At 52.3% G+C, this 18355-nt stretch carries 19 protein-coding genes; 8 read left to right on the forward strand and 11 right to left on the reverse strand.

The window, feature by feature from the left end; translation table 11 throughout:
* Nucleotides 1–2 precede the first annotated feature (2 nt).
* Entirely contained in the window at nt 3–485 is a 483-nt protein-coding gene (locus HV311_RS18685; protein ID WP_016155861.1) for an Hcp family type VI secretion system effector, read from the reverse strand.
* Between the two features lie 182 nt (nt 486–667).
* Here HV311_RS18685 and HV311_RS18690 point away from each other — a divergent pair, with 182 nt between their 5' ends.
* Nucleotides 668–2032: an MFS transporter gene (locus tag HV311_RS18690; RefSeq protein ID WP_191220293.1), complete on the forward strand. Its 1365-nt coding sequence runs from the start codon at nt 668–670 to the stop codon at nt 2030–2032.
* A gap of 94 nt (nt 2033–2126) precedes the next feature.
* Here HV311_RS18690 and HV311_RS18695 read toward each other — a convergent pair whose 3' ends face one another.
* The gene (locus tag HV311_RS18695; RefSeq protein WP_003831002.1) at nt 2127–2618 is read right to left on the reverse strand and encodes a YajQ family cyclic di-GMP-binding protein; all 492 of its coding nucleotides are present in this window, start codon (nt 2616–2618) and stop codon (nt 2127–2129) included.
* A gap of 174 nt (nt 2619–2792) precedes the next feature.
* Between HV311_RS18695 and panE the strand changes: the two genes are divergently transcribed.
* Nucleotides 2793–3704, forward strand: coding sequence for a 2-dehydropantoate 2-reductase (panE, locus tag HV311_RS18700; RefSeq protein ID WP_047416891.1), 912 nt, complete (start codon nt 2793–2795; stop codon nt 3702–3704).
* Nucleotides 3667–4257, forward strand: coding sequence for a protein deglycase YajL (gene yajL, locus HV311_RS18705; protein ID WP_016152043.1), 591 nt, complete (start codon nt 3667–3669; stop codon nt 4255–4257). Before panE ends, yajL begins: the two co-directional genes overlap by 38 nt.
* A gap of 39 nt (nt 4258–4296) precedes the next feature.
* On the opposite strand, the gene HV311_RS18710 is transcribed toward yajL, so the two are convergent.
* Genes HV311_RS18710 through HV311_RS18720 form a run of 3 tightly spaced genes read right to left on the reverse strand, consistent with a single transcriptional unit; the run spans nt 4297 to nt 7980 of the window.
* Entirely contained in the window at nt 4297–5085 is a 789-nt protein-coding gene (locus HV311_RS18710; protein WP_131347885.1) for a dimethyl sulfoxide reductase anchor subunit family protein, read from the reverse strand.
* Nucleotides 5086–5095: 10 nt separating this feature from the next.
* On the reverse strand, nt 5096–5644 hold the full coding sequence (locus tag HV311_RS18715; protein WP_165499997.1) for a 4Fe-4S dicluster domain-containing protein: 549 nt from the start codon (nt 5642–5644) through the stop codon (nt 5096–5098).
* Between the two features lie 2 nt (nt 5645–5646).
* Complete coding sequence (locus HV311_RS18720; protein ID WP_191221203.1) at nt 5647–7980, reverse strand: molybdopterin-containing oxidoreductase family protein; 2334 nt, start codon at nt 7978–7980, stop codon at nt 5647–5649.
* 171 nt (nt 7981–8151) lie between these two features.
* On the opposite strand from HV311_RS18720, the gene HV311_RS18725 reads away from it, so the two are divergent.
* Nucleotides 8152–8847, forward strand: a complete 696-nt coding sequence (locus tag HV311_RS18725) for a helix-turn-helix domain-containing protein (RefSeq protein WP_080858950.1) — start codon at nt 8152–8154, stop codon at nt 8845–8847.
* 36 nt (nt 8848–8883) lie between these two features.
* On the opposite strand, the gene thiI is transcribed toward HV311_RS18725, so the two are convergent.
* Complete coding sequence (gene thiI, locus HV311_RS18730) at nt 8884–10332, reverse strand: tRNA uracil 4-sulfurtransferase ThiI (protein WP_005125147.1); 1449 nt, start codon at nt 10330–10332, stop codon at nt 8884–8886.
* 208 nt (nt 10333–10540) lie between these two features.
* On the opposite strand from thiI, the gene xseB reads away from it, so the two are divergent.
* The 4 genes from xseB to yajO are packed head-to-tail and all read left to right on the forward strand — an operon-like array spanning nt 10541 to nt 14601.
* Nucleotides 10541–10783 (forward strand): exodeoxyribonuclease VII small subunit, encoded by a 243-nt coding sequence (xseB, locus tag HV311_RS18735; protein WP_016152040.1) that lies wholly within the window; start codon nt 10541–10543, stop codon nt 10781–10783.
* Nucleotides 10784–11683 (forward strand): (2E,6E)-farnesyl diphosphate synthase, encoded by a 900-nt coding sequence (ispA, locus tag HV311_RS18740; RefSeq protein ID WP_191220294.1) that lies wholly within the window; start codon nt 10784–10786, stop codon nt 11681–11683. It begins immediately after the preceding gene.
* A gap of 24 nt (nt 11684–11707) precedes the next feature.
* Nucleotides 11708–13570 (forward strand): 1-deoxy-D-xylulose-5-phosphate synthase, encoded by a 1863-nt coding sequence (gene dxs / locus HV311_RS18745; RefSeq protein ID WP_191220295.1) that lies wholly within the window; start codon nt 11708–11710, stop codon nt 13568–13570.
* Nucleotides 13571–13626: 56 nt separating this feature from the next.
* Nucleotides 13627–14601 (forward strand): 1-deoxyxylulose-5-phosphate synthase YajO, encoded by a 975-nt coding sequence (gene yajO / locus HV311_RS18750; RefSeq protein ID WP_094760932.1) that lies wholly within the window; start codon nt 13627–13629, stop codon nt 14599–14601.
* Between the two features lie 100 nt (nt 14602–14701).
* Here yajO and pgpA read toward each other — a convergent pair whose 3' ends face one another.
* The 5 genes from pgpA to ribD form a co-directional block, all read right to left on the reverse strand.
* On the reverse strand, nt 14702–15220 hold the full coding sequence (pgpA, locus tag HV311_RS18755) for a phosphatidylglycerophosphatase A (RefSeq protein WP_016152036.1): 519 nt from the start codon (nt 15218–15220) through the stop codon (nt 14702–14704).
* Complete coding sequence (gene thiL, locus HV311_RS18760; protein ID WP_191220296.1) at nt 15198–16175, reverse strand: thiamine-phosphate kinase; 978 nt, start codon at nt 16173–16175, stop codon at nt 15198–15200. The genes pgpA and thiL overlap by 23 nt, the downstream gene beginning before the upstream one ends.
* 77 nt (nt 16176–16252) lie before the next feature.
* Nucleotides 16253–16672 carry a transcription antitermination factor NusB gene (nusB, locus tag HV311_RS18765; protein ID WP_000801129.1) on the reverse strand — a complete coding sequence of 140 codons (420 nt, stop codon included), beginning with the start codon at nt 16670–16672 and terminating at the stop codon, nt 16253–16255.
* Nucleotides 16673–16691: 19 nt separating this feature from the next.
* Complete coding sequence (ribH, locus tag HV311_RS18770; RefSeq protein ID WP_016152034.1) at nt 16692–17162, reverse strand: 6,7-dimethyl-8-ribityllumazine synthase; 471 nt, start codon at nt 17160–17162, stop codon at nt 16692–16694.
* An 86-nt stretch (nt 17163–17248) separates the two neighbouring features.
* Complete coding sequence (gene ribD, locus HV311_RS18775; RefSeq protein WP_181632839.1) at nt 17249–18352, reverse strand: bifunctional diaminohydroxyphosphoribosylaminopyrimidine deaminase/5-amino-6-(5-phosphoribosylamino)uracil reductase RibD; 1104 nt, start codon at nt 18350–18352, stop codon at nt 17249–17251.
* Nucleotides 18353–18355: the final 3 nt, after the last annotated feature.

The following is an 18355-nucleotide window of genomic DNA, read 5'->3' on the forward strand; positions in this document are numbered from 1 at the left end:
CATTATGCCGTCTGCCGGTCATTCCATGCGTCGGTATAGATAATGTTTCCGTCGCAATGCTTCCAGGTGATTTTTTCGTAGCGTAATTCTATGGTTTCAAGATGGTTATTATTCATGTCCTCTGGACCAGCCATCGAGGGAGAAACGGAGACAATCCGCACCCCTTCCAGAAACATATTGAAGTATTCAACTTCCTGACCGGCATCATTGATTTTGTACCAACGAATCTCTGCGGACTTAAGATTCTGACCAGAAGCGACAGCTTTGTATAAATACGGGCTAGAGTAGTCAAACTCTTTGACGATCATCATCGGTGAATGTTGGCGTGTGCCTGTTGGCTTGCCTGTACCGTTATCAGTGGGAATAGACAAATTGTGATGAAAGCCTTTAAATTCAATACTGTATTCTCTTCCCTTTACATCACACCCGCCCTTAATCAGCGCGCCACCATCGTCATAAATCCACATATTGCCCGGAATCGCCATTTTCCTTTTCCCTCTTTCCATTAGAAATAACCACAAAAAGACTACACCTGTAATTATCGCAAGTAAATTAGTTGCAGTTGTAATTATTTCAATTTTCCCACTACACAATTCCACATATCGTAGAGGTTTACCGCACTCCTTCCCCGCTTTACACTAGGCGCGAAATTAATACAGAGGTGGGAATGAACGATTACAAAATGACGCCCGGTGAGTTGCGCGCCACCTGGGGTTTAGGGACCGTATTCTCGTTGCGCATGCTTGGCATGTTTATGGTTCTGCCAGTTCTGACCACGTACGGTATGGCGCTACAGGGTGCCAGTGAAGCGCTAATTGGCCTTGCCATTGGCATTTATGGTCTGGCGCAAGCCGTTTTCCAGATCCCCTTTGGTCTGCTTTCTGACCGAATCGGTCGTAAGCCGCTTATCGTCGGCGGGCTGGCGGTGTTCGTTCTCGGCAGCGTGATTGCCGCCCTCTCCGATTCAATCTGGGGCATTATTCTCGGTCGCGCTTTGCAAGGCTCTGGCGCGATTGCCGCCGCCGTGATGGCGCTGCTTTCCGACTTAACCCGTGAGCAAAACCGTACCAAAGCGATGGCGTTTATCGGCGTCAGCTTTGGTATCACCTTCGCCATTGCGATGGTGCTAGGACCGATCGTTACCCATGCGCTGGGACTACACGCGCTGTTCTGGATGATTGCAGCTCTTGCAACCACCGGCATCGTGCTAACCATTTGGGTCGTTCCCAATAGCACCAGCCACGTGCTGAACCGCGAATCTGGCATGGTAAAAGGCAGCTTCAGCAAAGTGCTGGCGGAGCCCAAACTGCTCAAGCTCAACTTTGGCATCATGTGTCTGCACATTTTGTTGATGTCCACTTTCGTCGCCTTACCGGGCCAACTGGCGAAAGCCGGTTTCCCCGCCGCAGAGCACTGGAAAATTTATCTGGTGACGATGCTGCTGTCTTTTGTTTCCGTGGTGCCGTTCATCATCTACGCAGAAGTGAAGCGGCGGATGAAGCGCGTATTCCTCGCCTGCGTGTTACTGATCCTTATCGCAGAGATTGTATTGTGGAGCGCTAACGTGCGTTTTTGGGGGCTGATTGCAGGCGTTCAGATATTCTTCCTCGCCTTTAACCTGATGGAGGCCCTCCTCCCCTCGCTTATCAGCAAAGAGTCTCCGGCTGGCTATAAAGGCACGGCGATGGGCGTTTACTCCACCAGCCAGTTTCTTGGCGTGGCGATTGGCGGTTCGCTCGGCGGTTGGGTGGTCGAAATGTTTGATGGTCAGGCGGTATTCCTGGCCGGCGCGCTTCTGGCGGCAGTTTGGTTGTTGGTGGCAAGCACAATGAAAGAGCCGCCATATGTCAGTAGCCTGCGAGTGGAAATCCCACCTGAGATTGCCGCAGATGACCCCCTTAAGCAGCGTCTGCTGGCTAAAGAAGGGATAAGCGAAGTGTTAATTGTAGCGAAAGAGCATTCGGCTTACGTGAAAATCGACAGCAAAGTGACGAATCGATTTGAGGTTGAACAGGCCATCAGCCAGGCGTGAAGAGTGCCAGATGGCGACTATCGTTTGACCCGGCCTACAAATAGCGTGTGAAACCTGTAGGCCGGATAAGCGTAGCGCCATCAGGCATTACGACTTAATCGCGGAAGTTCTTAAACTGGAACGGCTGGCCGAGATCGCCGCCGCGAACCAGCGCCATAACGGATTGCAGATCGTCACGCGCCTTGCCGGTCACGCGGATTTCTTCGCCCTGAATCTGCGCCTGCACCTTCAGTTTGCTGTCTTTGATCAGCTTAACGATTTTCTTTTGCACCGCGCTTTCAATGCCCTGTTTCAGCTTAGCTTCAACAAACCAGGTTTTACCGCTATGCACGAAGGTTTCTGGTACGTCCAACGAAGTGCCTTCAATACCACGTTTCAGCAGCTTGGCACGTAAAATATCCAGCAGCTGATTGACCTGGAAATCAGACTCGCTTAGCACCTTAATCGTCTTATTCGACTCGTTCAGCTCAAAAGTCGCTTCAACGCCACGAAAATCAAAGCGTGACTCCACTTCGCGGCTGGCGTTATCTACCGCGTTACGGGCTTCCTGAAGATCAACTTCAGAAACAATATCGAAAGATGGCATCTTTTCCTCTCCCTTCATTTTTGATGCGAAGCATAATACCTGCAAAGTTACACAACAGACAGCGCTATACTAGGCTGTATCCTTTAATTGTACGTGGTACTGATACCTGCGAACAATAATGGGGTACGGCCGATATGGATTAACACCTGGTGATGTTGCAGGTGAGGAGGAAGAATGAAAATTACCGTACTGGGATGTGGAGCGTTAGGACAGCTTTGGCTAACCACGCTGTGCAAACATGGACATGAGGTTCAGGGGTGGCTACGCGTACCGCAACCCTATTGCAGCGTTAACCTGATCGACACGGATGGGTCAGTATTCAATGAATCCCTGACGGCAAACGACCCCGATTTTTTGGCGAAAAGCGACCTGTTGCTTGTCACTCTGAAAGCCTGGCAGGTTTCTGATGCGGTCAAAGGCCTGGCCTCCATTTTGCCTGACACCACTCCCATTCTGCTGATTCACAACGGTATGGGGACGATTGAAGAGTTGCATAACATTAAGCAACCTCTATTGATGGGCACCACAACCCACGCGGCACGCCGTGACGGCAACGTCATCATTCATGTCGCTCAGGGAACAACAAGGATTGGTCCGGCGCGTGAACAAGACGGTGATTTCAGTTATCTGGCTGAAGTCCTGCAAGAGGTGCTGCCGGACGTCGCCTGGCACAACAATATTCGCGCTGAGTTGTGGCGCAAGCTGGCCGTCAACTGCGTCATTAACCCGCTGACCGCATTATGGGATTGCTCAAATGGAGAGTTACGCCATCATCCTGAAAAAATAGCGCTCATCTGCGAGGAGGTGGCGGCGGTCATTGAACGCGAAGGCCACCACACATCAGCAGATGATTTACGCTATTATGTTGAGCAAGTGATTGACAGTACGGCGGAAAATATCTCATCAATGCTGCAAGACATACATGCCCTGCGCCATACTGAGATCGACTACATTACTGGTTATTTGTTAAAACGCGCCCGCGCGCACGGCATCGCCGTACCGGAAAATGCCCGCCTGTTTGAAATGGTTAAGAGAAAGGAAAGTGAGTATGAGCGCTCAAGCACTGGTATGTCTCGCCCCTGGTAGTGAAGAGACCGAAGCGGTCACCACTATCGATCTGCTGGTTCGCGGCGGAATTAAGGTCACGACCGCAAGCGTTGCCAGCGATGGCGGCCTGACGATCGTGTGCTCACGCGGCGTAAAACTACTGGCGGATGCACCATTAGTGGAAGTTGCTGACGGGGATTTCGACATTATCGTGCTGCCCGGCGGTATTAAAGGCGCCGAGTGTTTTCGCGACAGCCCTCTGCTTGTCGAAACCGTGAAACAGTTTCATCGCTCCGGGCGCATTGTCGCGGCAATTTGCGCCGCTGCCGCCACAGTCCTCGTCCCACACGATATTTTTCCCATTGGTAACATGACCGGTTTTCCGGCGCTGAAAGACAATATTCCCACTGACCAGTGGCAGGATAAGCGCGTCGTATGGGATCCGCGCGTCAATCTGTTAACCAGCCAGGGACCGGGAACCTCAATCGATTTCGGTTTAAAAATCATTGATCTCCTGGTGAGTCGCGAAAAAGCTTACGAAGTGGCATCACAACTGGTGATGGCTGCGGGAATTTATAACTACTACGAGTAAATATGCTTACCGGATGGTTTCAACCATCCGGTAAAATATTTAAAACCAAGGCACTCCGCTCATAACGTTGCTATAAAACAACATTCTTCCCGCCAGTTCCCCCGTCGCCATTAATACTACCCACACCCAACTCTGTTGGCCGTAGTTCAGGCGCGATATTCCCCACACAGCAACGCAGATACTGGCAAATAGCTGCCACCATAGCAGAGGACTTGACGCATCAGCGCCAGGCACATGATAGCGAAACCACAACCCGCCTGCCGTCAACACGATTCCAATTACAATCCCTGCATTGCATGTCGTTGAAGAGGATTTATGCCAATAGCCACCGGCCACCGCCACACTCATAAAACCCAGCAATACTGCCGTTGCCAGGAAGCCAAGCGGCGTAGCTATGGTATGCCAAAGCGAGTGCAGCGCCATTTGGTAATACACCTGAGACGTCACAAAGATTGACACCAGGCCAACAAGCGCAGTCACACCACCCAGAAGATTCGCCCCTGGATGCCCAGGCTTGAGCCAACATAACGCTAACCAGCAAAATATCACGGCATTCAATACTATAAATGCCACTACTTCCCGGCTCAGCCAAGATATTCCCAACCCTGCCATTGCACGGTATGCGCCTGTAGGTGTTCCCAAGTGTGCAAGGGATGCCAAAGAACCCAGCACAGTGATGACCCAAAATAACAGCGCCAGCCGACGATATTCTTCAGCATTGAATTTCAGCGTACCAAAATTCTGACACAACGTTAGTGCCAGGACACCACCAATCCCCCATTGAGCAAAGACCGTAAAAAAGACTAATGGCAATTCATAGTGTTCCATTTCTCTCTCCTCAGTCCCGTGGCGCGATAATCACAATATTGGGCTTACTGATATTGTGATCAGGTAAGTTGTAGCGCTTCTCTAGTACCGTCCATTGGGTGGTATGCTCTTTGCGAAGATCTTCTATCTCGCCAAATCGTAAAACCCCCGCGGGACAAGATTCGACACAGCGTGGTTGTAAACCTTCATCCAGGCGTTCCGCACACAAATTACATTTACTGGTTTTCCCCTCTTCCGCATCGTAAACCGGTGCACTCCAGGGGCAGGCCATAATACACATCCGGCAACCGATACAACGTTCGTGGTCCTGTACAACAATCCCGTCAGCTCGTTTGGTATAAGTCCCGGCAGGGCACACTTTCATGCACTGAGGGTCATCGCAATGGTTACACGACATGCTGATAAAGGCTTGAGTATTAGGTTCATCTGTATTGTGCTCACGCACCCGCCGCCACAACACACCAAGCGGCGTCATATTTTCTGATTTGCAGGCCATGCTGCAGGTTTTACAGCCATAGCAGTTTTGCATATCAATAAGAAATCCATACTGTTTCGTCATGATTATGCCTCCCTTCTCACGTCAACTAACGTACTGTTACAACAGTGTCCATTGCCCAACAACTCGACCTGATCGTTGGTGACGTGGCTACTACTTCCCCCCTGTTGCTCCCACCAGCCGTTATCCAGGCTCACAACTCCCCGTTTTATATGCGTTGTAACATCGGCAATTGCTCTATGCTCTCCACGATGATTGAAAACAACAACCCACTCTCCGGCTTGGATCTGACGATTATGGGCATCTTCTGGATGAATCATAACGTTCGGGCGATTACGCTGAACCTCGAGGATCCATTCATTCATCCCGTGGCTCGAATGTACGCTACGTGCCAGTTTGCGCTGTACCGCCATTAACGGATAGTGGCTTGCCAGTTCAGGTGAACCTTTCACTGACTCTTTCACCTGTTTCCAGGTTACCACCGGCAGGAAGTCTTTTTTGGCCCACTCCTCGATATAAAAATGCGCCTTTCCAGTTGAGGTACGAAACTGCCCATCCTTAAAGGGGATCCAGTCTTCTTTAACGGGGCATACCGGCCCTTTTTTTAACATCTCACGGGTGATACCCGACCCTTTGAGGCAAGTATCAATGTAATGTTCAATGGGCTGATTAAAGACGTCTCCAAATCCAAAACGCTCGGCCAAGCGTGCGAAAATCCAATAATCCGGTTTAGCTTCTCCCGGTGGTTCCACCGCTTTCTCCATCAGTTGTACATAGTGGCTGCGTACCCCCGCCATTAAACTGACATCTTCAAAAATGGTCGTCACAGGCAGCACCAAATCGGCATACAGTGCAGACGAACTCATCAGATTGTCTGCCACCACGACAAATGGCACTTTTTTAAAGGCTTCTCTGACCTGATTTGTATTCGGCAACTGCGTCATCGCCCCCAGTGTCATGTTCCACCAGAATTTTATTGGATGAGGTTTTTCGTTAACGATCCAGTCCCCAATTTTAGAAATGGGGATCGATGGAATTTTGGCAGCATTTGGCGCAGGGGGGATAATGGGCGAAAATTTCGCCATTTGCCTGACCCCCCCCGCATCACAGACCCCTGCACCAGGCTTACCGATATTGCCGGTTATCAGCGCCAGATAAAATTGGCTGGCAGCAACATAAGTACCAAACTCAGTTCTCTGTGCACCAGACATATTCTGAACTATCATCGCAGGTTGCGTGGAAGCATAGTCTCTCGCCAGGCGTAATACCGTTTGCGCAGGCACATCCGTTTCCTGCTCAACTTTCTGTGTCGTCCAGGGCTTCGCCTGCGCCCAAACGTTATCCAGTACGGTAGTAAAATCGCTCCCGTTGGGCAGTTCATCATTTAGCAATGCAGGAAGAACGCCCGGCACATCATGTCGCTTCACGCTTTGTGTCAGAGTATCAAACACCAGATAACTGTCTGCATCATGCGGATCGGCTCGCATTAGTTTCTGCTTAGCATCCACCAAATAAACTGCGCCAGTATGTTTTCGCAGAAAATTCGCATCATAGCGCTTCTCCTGCATAATGATGTTGATCATCCCTAGTGCCAGCGCGATATCCGTTCCCGGCACAATAGGCACCCACTCATCCGCTTTTGCTGCGGTTTCGTTAAACCGGGGATCGATTACCACCATTCGCGCTCCGTTACGCTGCGCATTTGAATAATCTTTGAAGTAAGCATGCATCGTAACGGCCGGGTTGTTCCCCCAGCAAAGGATATAGCGACTTTCCTTTATTGTGTCGCGGGTATCAGCATACCGTAAGCCCACCATTGGCATCATCGCAGCGGTGACGGCTGCGCAGCATAACGAACCAACATGTTTTGTCGATCCACCAAGATAATCAAAAAATGCCTTCCCCATATCATTTTTGATAGAGTCCATATTCCCTGAAGCTGCTGTTAGCAACAGGCCTTTATTGCCATCGGTAGCGATCGTTTCTCTGATTTTCTTTTCAATAAGCTCAAGCGCGGCATCCCAAGAAATCGGCTTAAATTTTCCTTCACCTTTTTCTCCCGTACGCAGCAAGGGTTGCGTCAGTCGTAGCGGGTGATACACCCATTTCGTTCGGCTAATCCCTCGTAAACAACATTTCACGTTAAAGCCTTTTGTCGCTTCAATTTTCATCAAACGATCTTTCCAGACATATGCCGTCAGGTTGCAATGCAAACATTCCATTGCACAGGTCGAACGAAATGTCTGGTAATCCGATTGCTGCAGACGAAACCGAGGCAGCGGTGCGCCATTGACCTGACGCAACCCTAGAAAGGTTGGACCTAATGAAGCCAGCCCCACCACACCTAGCCCTTTTAACAGGGTTCTTCTTTTTAAACGTATATTGCTCAAAGCATCCATGATCTTTCCCCCAATGAAGTTCATCATTAGTGAACTAAAATTCACCAATAATTAACTTGAGGTGAGTCATGATCTAATCATTTAGAGGTAACGATCTTTTTGAACTATGAAAGCAGCACTGCTTTCTGAACTCAATGATATAATCGAGGAGTATTTAATAAGAGAACGCATATGACTGAAACATCACAAGGGATTAATTCGGTTGATATAGCCGTCAGCATTTTGACATTTGTCGCCAGTCAGAATGGTCAAGCGAGGGCAATCGATATCGCTACTGGGTGTGGTTTGTCGAAAAGCCGTTTACATAAATATCTTATCTCACTTTGTCGCACCGGCATGCTATGCCAAAACGAAAAAGGGCTTTACTGCCTGGGAGCAACCACACTGCAACTGACTGGAGGCCAAACCGGCGCACGCGATGCAATTGACGAGCTCAATACTATGCTGGTCACTTTTCGCGATACCTTTAACCACTCCACCGGGGTCGTCGTTGCTTCTGAAAATGGATTAATACTCAAACACTACAATCGCAGCTTTCGAAACGTCGATATCGATTTTCTGCCCAATACGCAGGTTCCACTTCATGCCAGTGCTGCTGGGCAAATTTTTATGAGCTTTTCTGATTATCAGGCGCAAAATCTGGCGCAGAAACAGTTGATTAGACAAATAATATCGCAGGGATACGCCGTGCGTTACAACCCAACTCAGGGGATCCCTGGAGCGCAATCTATCGCTTGTCCGCTTCAGAATAGTAAAGGTGAGCTCATTGCAATTGCTGTAACAATGGGTTTTTTTAGTGCCGAAGCCATCCCGCAAATTGCCAACCAACTGGTCAACAGCATCGCATCACTTCAGCCACAAGATTAGCGCAGCCCCGGCGCATAAAGCCGGGGCAGGCCTCAATTATGGGCGATATACCTTCACGTTTTCAAAGCCCTGCTCGCGCAGATACAGCGCCTGCAGACGGCTCATCACCCCGCGTTCACACCACAGCAGCCAGGTTTTACTCTGGTCCAGATCGCCAAATTTGGTGCTCAGTTTGTAGAACGGCAGAGAAACGACGTCCACACCGTCAACCTTCAGCGGTTTGTCATCCTGTTCATCCACAGAGCGGATATCCAGAATCACATCGTTCGGGCCGAAGCCGCTCACGGTTTCCACTTCCACCACGGTCTGCTGCGTCTGCTGGGCGATATCACGAATATCGATATTGTTCGCTTCTTCAACCACTTTATCGAGGATAGAGAAATCGAAGTTTTCTTCTTCGGCCTCAATCTTCGCTTTAATCGCTTTCACCGTCGGGCTTTTTGAAATCACACCGCAGTATTCCGGCATGGTACGGGCAAAGTCCTCAGTACCAATTTCACGCGCCAGATTAATGATGTGCTCCTTATCATGGGAGATAAGCGGGCGCAGGATCAGGGTGTCAGAAACGTTATCGATCAGGCGCAGGTTGGTCAGCGTCTGGCTGGACACCTGGCCCAGCGCTTCACCGGTTACCAGCGCCTGTACGCCGTAGCGCTCAGCGACTTTCGACGCTGCACGAACCATCATACGTTTAAGGACCACGCCCATCTGACCGTCGTCGACTTTCTCCAGGATCTCGCCAACCACCGGCTCAAAGTTGATCGCGACAAAACGCACGCGATGCGAGCTACCAAAGCGGTTCCACAGATAATGCGCCACCTGGCGAACGCCGATTTCATGCGCTGCGCCGCCGAGATTAAAGAAGCAGTAGTGCACGCGGCAGCCGCGACGCATCAGCATATAGCTGGACACGCCGGAGTCGAAACCACCGGAAATCAGCGACAGTACATCTTCCTGCGTCCCGATCGGGAAACCGCCAATACCTTCATAGCGGCCTTTAACCAGCAGCAGACGGTCGTTTTCGATTTCAAGATTAACCGTCACGTCCGGCTTCGTCAGCTTCACGCGCGCGGATTCAATATGCTGGTTCAGTCCACCGCCAACATAGCGTTCCACCTCAATAGAGCTAAACTCATGCTTACCGCGACGCTTAACGCGTACGCAGAAGGTTTTGCCTTCCAGTTGATCGCGATACTGCACCAGCGCTTTCTCGAAAATATCGTGCATATCGGTAAACGGCACGTCTTCAACTTCGAGAATATGGTGGATCCCCGGAATACGGGTCAGCGCGTCGCGAATATCCAGGCGCTGGCTTTCATCTTTAGCGCGAACCTCAACGTGATCCCAGTGGCGGACAACGGCAAGGTCTTCATCATAGTGCTTTAAAACGTTACGAATGTTCCCTGTCAGAATTTTTATAAAGCGCAAACGCACAGATTGGCTTTTGATGGTGATTTCTGGGAACAATTTAATGATAAACTTCATGGCGGCAATGGTTCTTTGGCAAGTCTGAATGACTTGTAATGGGAAAAAATACAGCAGCCCATACCCTGCGGCTGCATCCAGGCGCGCAAGTATACCACCATCATGGTCATCCTGTGCACATCGCCTTACCATTGCGCGTTATTTGCTTATCAGTGCGAGTCCGTTACCATAGCCTTGTGCTGCCAATACAGAGAGTCAGACATTCATTATGCCGAAGAAAAATGAAGCGCCAGCCAGTTTTGAAACAGCGCTGAGCGACCTGGAACAGATTGTTACCCGTCTGGAAAGCGGCGACCTGCCGCTGGAAGAAGCGTTGAACGAATTTGAACGTGGCGTACAGTTAGCACGTCAGGGACAGGTCAAGTTGCAACAGGCTGAACAGCGCGTACAAATCCTGCTGTCAGATACTGAAGACGCCGCCCTTACGCCTTTCACACCGGATAATGAGTAAATGGATTTTACGCAGCAGCTACAGGCTTGCGTTGAGCAGGCCAACCAGGCACTGAGCCGTTTTATCGCGCCATTGCCCTTTCAGAACACTCCCGTGGTCGAAACCATGCAATATGGCGCATTATTAGGCGGTAAACGTCTGCGCCCGTTTCTGGTGTATGCGACCGGTCAGATGTTTGGCGTCAGCCTGAGTACGCTTGATGCTCCCGCTGCCGCCGTCGAGTGTATCCATGCCTATTCGCTGATGCACGATGACTTACCCGCGATGGACGACGATGACCTGCGCCGCGGTCTGCCGACCTGCCACGTAAAATTTGGCGAGGCTAATGCGATCCTGGCTGGAGATGCGCTACAGACGCTGGCGTTCTCCATTATCAGCGACGCCCCGATGCCGGAAGTTTCTGACCGTGACCGCATCGCGATGATCTCTGAACTGGCCCAGGCCAGCGGTATCGCCGGTATGTGCGGCGGTCAGGCGTTGGATCTGGACGCTGAAGGCCATCAGGTAGAATTGGATGCGCTGGAGCGTATTCACCGCCATAAAACCGGGGCATTGATTCGCGCCGCCGTGCGTCTGGGTGCGTTAAGCGCTGGCAATAAAGGGCGAGAATGCCTGGCAATACTCGACAAGTACGCAGAAAGCATCGGTCTGGCCTTCCAGGTTCAGGATGACATCCTGGATGTGGTAGGCGATACTGCAACATTGGGTAAACGTCAGGGTGCTGACCAGCAGCTTGGCAAAAGTACCTATCCTGCACTTCTGGGTCTTGAGCAAGCCCAGAATAAAGCCCGGGATTTAATTGAGGATGCCCGCCAGTCGCTAAGTTTGCTGGCCGCACAGTCACTCGATACCTCGGCACTGGAAGCGCTAGCGGACTACATAATCCAGCGTGATAAATAAACCAACATATCCCATGAGCTTGCGATGAGTTTTGATATAGCCAAATACCCGACCCTGGCGCTGGTCGACTCCACTCAGGAGTTACGCCTGCTGCCAAAAGAGAGCCTGCCAAAGCTTTGCGACGAACTGCGCCGCTATTTGCTCGACAGCGTAAGCCGTTCCAGCGGGCACTTCGCCTCTGGTCTGGGCACGGTGGAACTCACCGTAGCGCTGCACTACGTCTACAACACCCCGTTTGACCAGTTAATCTGGGATGTGGGACATCAGGCTTACCCGCACAAAATTCTGACCGGCCGCCGCGATAAAATCGGCACCATTCGGCAGAAAGGCGGTTTGCATCCATTCCCATGGCGCGGTGAGAGCGAATATGACGTACTGAGTGTTGGGCACTCCTCAACCTCCATCAGCGCAGGTATCGGTATTGCGGTTGCCGCCGAGAAAGAAGGCAAGGAACGCCGTACCGTTTGTGTGATTGGGGACGGTGCAATCACCGCAGGCATGGCATTTGAAGCGATGAACCACGCGGGTGATATTAAGCCCGACATGCTGGTTATCCTCAACGACAACGAAATGTCGATTTCAGAGAACGTCGGCGCGCTGAACAATCACCTGGCGCAACTGCTCTCTGGCAAACTCTACTCCTCGCTGCGCGAAGGCGGGAAGAAAGTGTTCTCCGGTGTACCACCGATTAAAGAACTGCTCAAACGTACCGAAGAGCACATCAAAGGCATGGTTGTGCCGGGTACGCTGTTTGAAGAGCTGGGCTTTAACTATATTGGTCCGGTGGACGGACACGACGTGCTGGGGCTTATCACCACGCTTAAGAACATGCGCGATCTCAAAGGTCCACAGTTCCTGCACATCATGACCAAAAAAGGTCGTGGCTACGAGCCTGCGGAAAAAGATCCGATTACGTTCCACGCGGTACCCAAATTCGATCCATCCAGCGGATGCCTGCCGAAAAGCAGCGGCGGCCTGCCGAGCTATTCAAAGATCTTCGGTGACTGGCTGTGCCAGACCGCGGCGAAAGACAATAAGCTGATGGCGATCACCCCGGCGATGCGCGAAGGCTCCGGTATGGTTGAGTTCTCACGTAAGTTCCCGGATCGCTACTTTGATGTGGCGATTGCCGAGCAGCACGCGGTGACGTTTGCGGCCGGTCTGGCGATTGGCGGTTATAAGCCGGTCGTGGCTATTTACTCCACCTTCCTGCAACGCGCTTACGATCAGGTACTGCATGATGTCGCCATCCAGAAACTGCCGGTCCTGTTCGCCGTCGACCGGGCGGGTATCGTTGGCGCAGATGGACAAACCCACCAAGGGGCGTTCGACCTCTCTTTCCTGCGCTGTATCCCGGAAATGGTCATTATGACCCCAAGCGATGAGAACGAATGTCGCCAGATGCTGTTCACCGGCTATCACTACAACGACGGTCCAACGGTTGTACGTTATCCGCGCGGTAACGCGGTGGGTGTTGAGCTGGCGCCGCTGGAACATCTGCCAATCGGCAAAGGCATCGTGAAGCGTCACGGTGCGAAAGTGGCGATTCTCAACTTCGGCACCCTAATGCCGGAAGCCGCTCAGGTCGCAGAGTCACTGAACGCCACGCTGGTTGATATGCGCTTTGTGAAACCTCTGGATGAAACGTTGATCCTCGAAATGGCAGCCCAACACGAGGTGCTGGTCACCCTCGAAGAGAATGCCATTATGGGCGGCGCTGGTAGCGGCGTAAACGAAGTGCTAATGGCCCATCGCAAGCCTGTTCCGGTGCTGAACATTGGCCTGCCTGACTTCTTCATCCCGCAGGGGACTCAGGACGAGGCTCGCGCCGAACTGGGACTTAATGCCGCCGGAATTGAGACCAAAATCAAGGCCTGGCTGGCATAATCCCCTCCCCGCTCCTGCTATGCTTAACTCATCACGAGCTAAGCAGGAGTGGATTAATGAAATACAACACCTTAGGAAAAACCGACCTACGGGTCTCCCGCCTTTGCCTGGGTTGCATGACGTTTGGCGAGCCCAATCGCGGCAATCACGCCTGGACGCTACCTGAAGAAAGCAGCCGCCCGATAATCAAACACGCCCTTGAAGGCGGCATTAACTTTTTTGATACCGCCAACAGCTACTCCGCTGGTAGCAGCGAAGAGATTGTCGGCCGCGCGCTGCGTGATTTCGCCCGCCGAGAAGAGGTCGTGGTCGCCACCAAGGTTTTTCACCAGGTTGATGATTTAGCGGAAGGATTATCCCGCGCACAAATCTTGCGCTCAATCGACGATAGCCTCAGACGCCTGGGTATGGACTATGTGGACATCCTGCAAATTCACCGCTGGGATTACAATACGCCTATCGAAGAAACGCTGGAAGCCCTTAACGACGTAGTGAAAGCCGGTAAAGCTCGCTATATTGGCGCCTCATCCATGCACGCGTCTCAGTTTGCTCAGGCGCTGGCCTTACAGAAACAACACGGCTGGGCACAGTTCGTTAGCATGCAGGATCACTACAACCTGATCTACCGTGAGGAAGAACGCGAAATGCTGCCGCTTTGCTATCAGGAAGGCGTCGCGGTGATCCCTTGGAGTCCGCTGGCGCGTGGTCGCCTGACGCGCCCCTGGGGAGAAACGACCGCACGTCTGGTTTCTGATGAAGTCGGTAAAAATTTATACTCTGAGAGCGATGAAAACGACGCGCAAATTGCCGCGCGGCTGACCGGTGTCAGTGAGGAATTAGGCGTAACGCGTGCGCAGGTTGCGCTGGCCTGGCTGCTGAGCAAACCGGGGGTGGCTGCGCCGATTATCGGCACTTCACGCGAGGAACAGTTGGATGAGTTACTTAATGCGGTGGATTTGACGCTGAAGCCAGAGCAGATTGCCGAGCTGGAAACGCCGTACAAACAGCATCCGGTGGTCGGATTTAAATAATCTGGCATTGCCCGATGGCGCTACGCTTATCGGGCCTACGAAACCGCCATCGTGTTTCCAGGCCAGATAAGGCGTTTACGCTGCCATCCGGCAAACCTATTTAAATGATACCTACCGGCCAGTGATGGCCGATAAAATACAAAATTCCGGCGGAGAGTATTCCGGCCACAATATCATCAATCATGATCCCCGTACCGCCATGCACGTTGCGATCGAACCAACGGATCGGCCACGGCTTCCACATATCCAGAATACGGAAAATCACAAATCCGGCGGCGACCCACTGCCAGTCGTGGGTCGGCAGCGCCATCAGGGTTATCCACATCCCGACAAACTCGTCCCAGACAATGCTACCGTGATCGTGCACGCCCATATCTTTCGCCGTTTGATGGCACAGATAAACGCCGATACAGATAGACAACATGACCACCAGTGAATACAGCTGCCACGGCAGAAACGTCATTAAATACCAAAAAGGGATCGCCGCCAGCGATCCCATCGTGCCTGGAACAATTGGGCTCAGCCCGCTGCCAAAACCGGTGGCCAACAGGTGCCACGGATTGCGCATACTCAGGCGGCTTTTGGCGACATCTTTTTTAAGGCGCGGCAAAATGGTCATATCCTTTCCAGTCGAACGTGACGGGTTTTCCGTCGCGCGTAAAGTGAATGCCTTCCACGTCCGCGCTCATCTGCCCAATGCAGGTAAACGATGCGCCGAGATTTCCCAGCGCCACGTCCAGTGCGCCACGGTTAATTTCCGGTACGGTAAAGCATAACTCATAATCTTCACCACCCGAGAGCGCCCAGCGCAGGGCTTGTTCCGGCTCAACGTGTTGGGCAAATGCCGTAGAGTATGGCAACGCATCGACGTTAACCCGCGCCCCACAGCCGCAGGCCTTGACGATATGCCCCAGATCGGAAATCAGGCCGTCGGAAATATCGATAGCAGCACTGGCCAGATCGCGCAGGGCTTGTCCCTGCAAAATACGCGGCATTGGACGCAGATGACGTTTAAGCAGATAGTCTGCGTCTTTTGCATCTGCCACCTGCAAGCGATCCTGCAAAATCGCCAGCCCGGCCGCGCTGTCGCCCGGCGTACCGGTCACATAAATCCAGTCCCCCGGTTTCGCACCGGAGCGTTTTAAGGCCCGTCCAACAGGGACGTAGCCGTGGATACCCAGCGTCATCGACAGTGGCCCACGCGTGGTGTCACCACCTATCAGCTGCATATCATAGTAATTGAGGAGTTCAAACAGGCCATCGCTGAAGGCTTCAAGCCAGGCTTCATCGACGTCAGGCAGCGTGAGCGCCAGCGTCAGCCACGCAGGATCGGCTCCCATCGCCGCCAGATCGCTCAAATTCACTGCCAGCGCTTTCCAGGCGAGATCGGTGGGATCAATTTCGGGGAGGAAGTGGTTGCCTGCCACCAGCGTATCGGTGCTGATCGCCAGCGTCTGTTTTTCAGGGATGTTCAGAAGTGCGCAATCGTCACCAATACCGGTTTCGACATCAAGACGAGACGTTCTTACGCGGTCAAAATAACGGGCAATCAGGGAAAATTCGCCGCATGCCATACGTTATGCCTCAGCAGAAAAAAAAGAAAAAGCCGGGGGCAGCGGAAACAAGTTCCACCATCCAGCCGGCCTCGGGATTACTTTTTGTTGGGGCGAATCACAGGTGCTGCTTTATCCAGTACGCCGTTCACGAATTTATGGCTGTCTTCAGCGCCGAAGGTTTTCGCCAGTTCAATCGCTTCGTTGATGGCCACTTTGTACGGCACATCACTACGTTTAGACAGTTCAAACAGCGCAATACGCAGCACGGCTTTTTCTACCTGACCCAGCTCTTCCAACAGACGAGACAGATAAGGCTTCATTAATCCATCCAGGTACGCGCTGTTAGTCGCCACCCCGGACAGCAGTTCACGGAAATACAGAACGTCGACATCTTTTACGTCCTGTTCCGCCAGGAACTGGTATTCAACATCAGCGATGTCGTTCTGGGACAACTGCCAGGAGTAGAGCGCCTGGACGGCACACTCACGGGCGCGGCGACGAGCAGCAGGTTTCACGGATTTCCCCTTACAAAAATCAGGCCTTGATGGCTTTCAATACATTAATCATTTCAAGTGCAGTCAGTGCAGCTTCTGCGCCTTTGTTGCCAGCTTTAGTGCCAGCACGTTCGATGGCTTGTTCAATACTTTCGGTGGTCAGAACACCGAAGGCTACCGGAATGCCACTGTCCTGAGCGACATGCGCCAGGCCATTGCTTGCACCGCCAGCCACATATTCGAAGTGCGCGGTACCACCACGAATCACCGTACCTAACGCAATCACCGCGTCGTATTTACCGGATTTTGCAAGTACTGAGGCTGCCAGCGGCAGCTCATACGCGCCCGGAACCCAAACGACGGTAATGTTTTCATCTTTAACCTGACCAATACGTTTCAGGGCGTCGATCGCACCTTCCAGCAGGCTGTCATTGATAAAGTTGTTGAAACGCGCAATGGTGATGGCGACGCGAGCGTCCGGGGTAGCAACGTTAGCTTCAATAATGTTCATATTCTTCCTTCGGATTCACTAGACCCCGCAGGGGGGCGGATTTTATCATAATAATCTGTGCGCTGCTTCCCTTTCGAACCGGGAGATCATGCGCCCACTAAATGCAGGCAAAGGTCCGGACCTACATGGCGTATTTCGTTGAATTTGAAATGGGGGGCGTCAGCCAGTTTCTCAAGGCCTGGAAGCACACATAATCCTCGTGCATCGCTGCCTAACAGTTTAGGCGCAACATACACGATTAGCTCATCGACCAGTCCGGCCTGTAATAACGCGCCCGCAAGCGTTGGACCTGCTTCAACCCAAATGCTGTTAATTTGCTGCTTGCCCAGTTGCATCATCAGCACCACCAGATCCAGGTGCCCGTTATGTTCCGGCACCTTCAGGCTGCGCACCGTCTCCGGCCAACTACGAGGATCATCTTTTGTCCGGGCAATCCAGGTTTCTCCAGGCTGTTGCACAATACGGTGTTCCGGCGTGACCTGATTCTGGCTATCAACAACAATGCGGATAGGCTGGCGCAGATTTTCCTGCGGGTAACTCGCCTGGGTTGACTCCCCAAGTTCCGACCAACGCACGGTAAGCTGAGGGTCGTCAGCCAACACCGTAGCGCTGCTGGTTAAGATGGCGTGGCTATGCGCCCGTAATCTTTGCACATCGCGACGCGCCTGTGGCGAGGTTATCCACTGGCTTTCACCACTGGCCATCGCCGTACGCCCATCAAGCGACGCACCAAGTTTAAGCTGCACGTAGGGGAATCCCGTACGCATACGCTTGAGAAAGCCTTTATTAAGCTGCTCAACCTCGCTCATCATCAGCCCGTGACTGACGTCAATGCCCGCCTGCTGCAAACGGTAGAGACCACGACCTGCTACCTGCGGATTGGGATCCTGCATCGCTGCAACCACACGTGACACGCCTGCGGCAATCAGCGCATCGCAGCACGGGGGGGTACGACCATGATGGCTGCAGGGTTCAAGCGTTACATAGGCAGTAGCCCCTTGCGCTTTTTCTCCAGCCATGCGCAGAGCGTGGACTTCGGCATGCGGTTCGCCCGCGCGGTGATGATACCCTTCACCGACGATCTCCCCATCTTTGACAATCACGCAGCCCACGTTGGGATTGGGGTGAGTGGTAAAACGTCCGCGCGCAGCAAGCTTCAGCGCGCGCGCCATGTACAATTCATCCTGCATGGC

The sequence above is a fragment of the Citrobacter sp. RHBSTW-00881 genome, from assembly GCF_013728515.1.
Lineage (GTDB): Bacteria > Pseudomonadota > Gammaproteobacteria > Enterobacterales > Enterobacteriaceae > Citrobacter > Citrobacter braakii.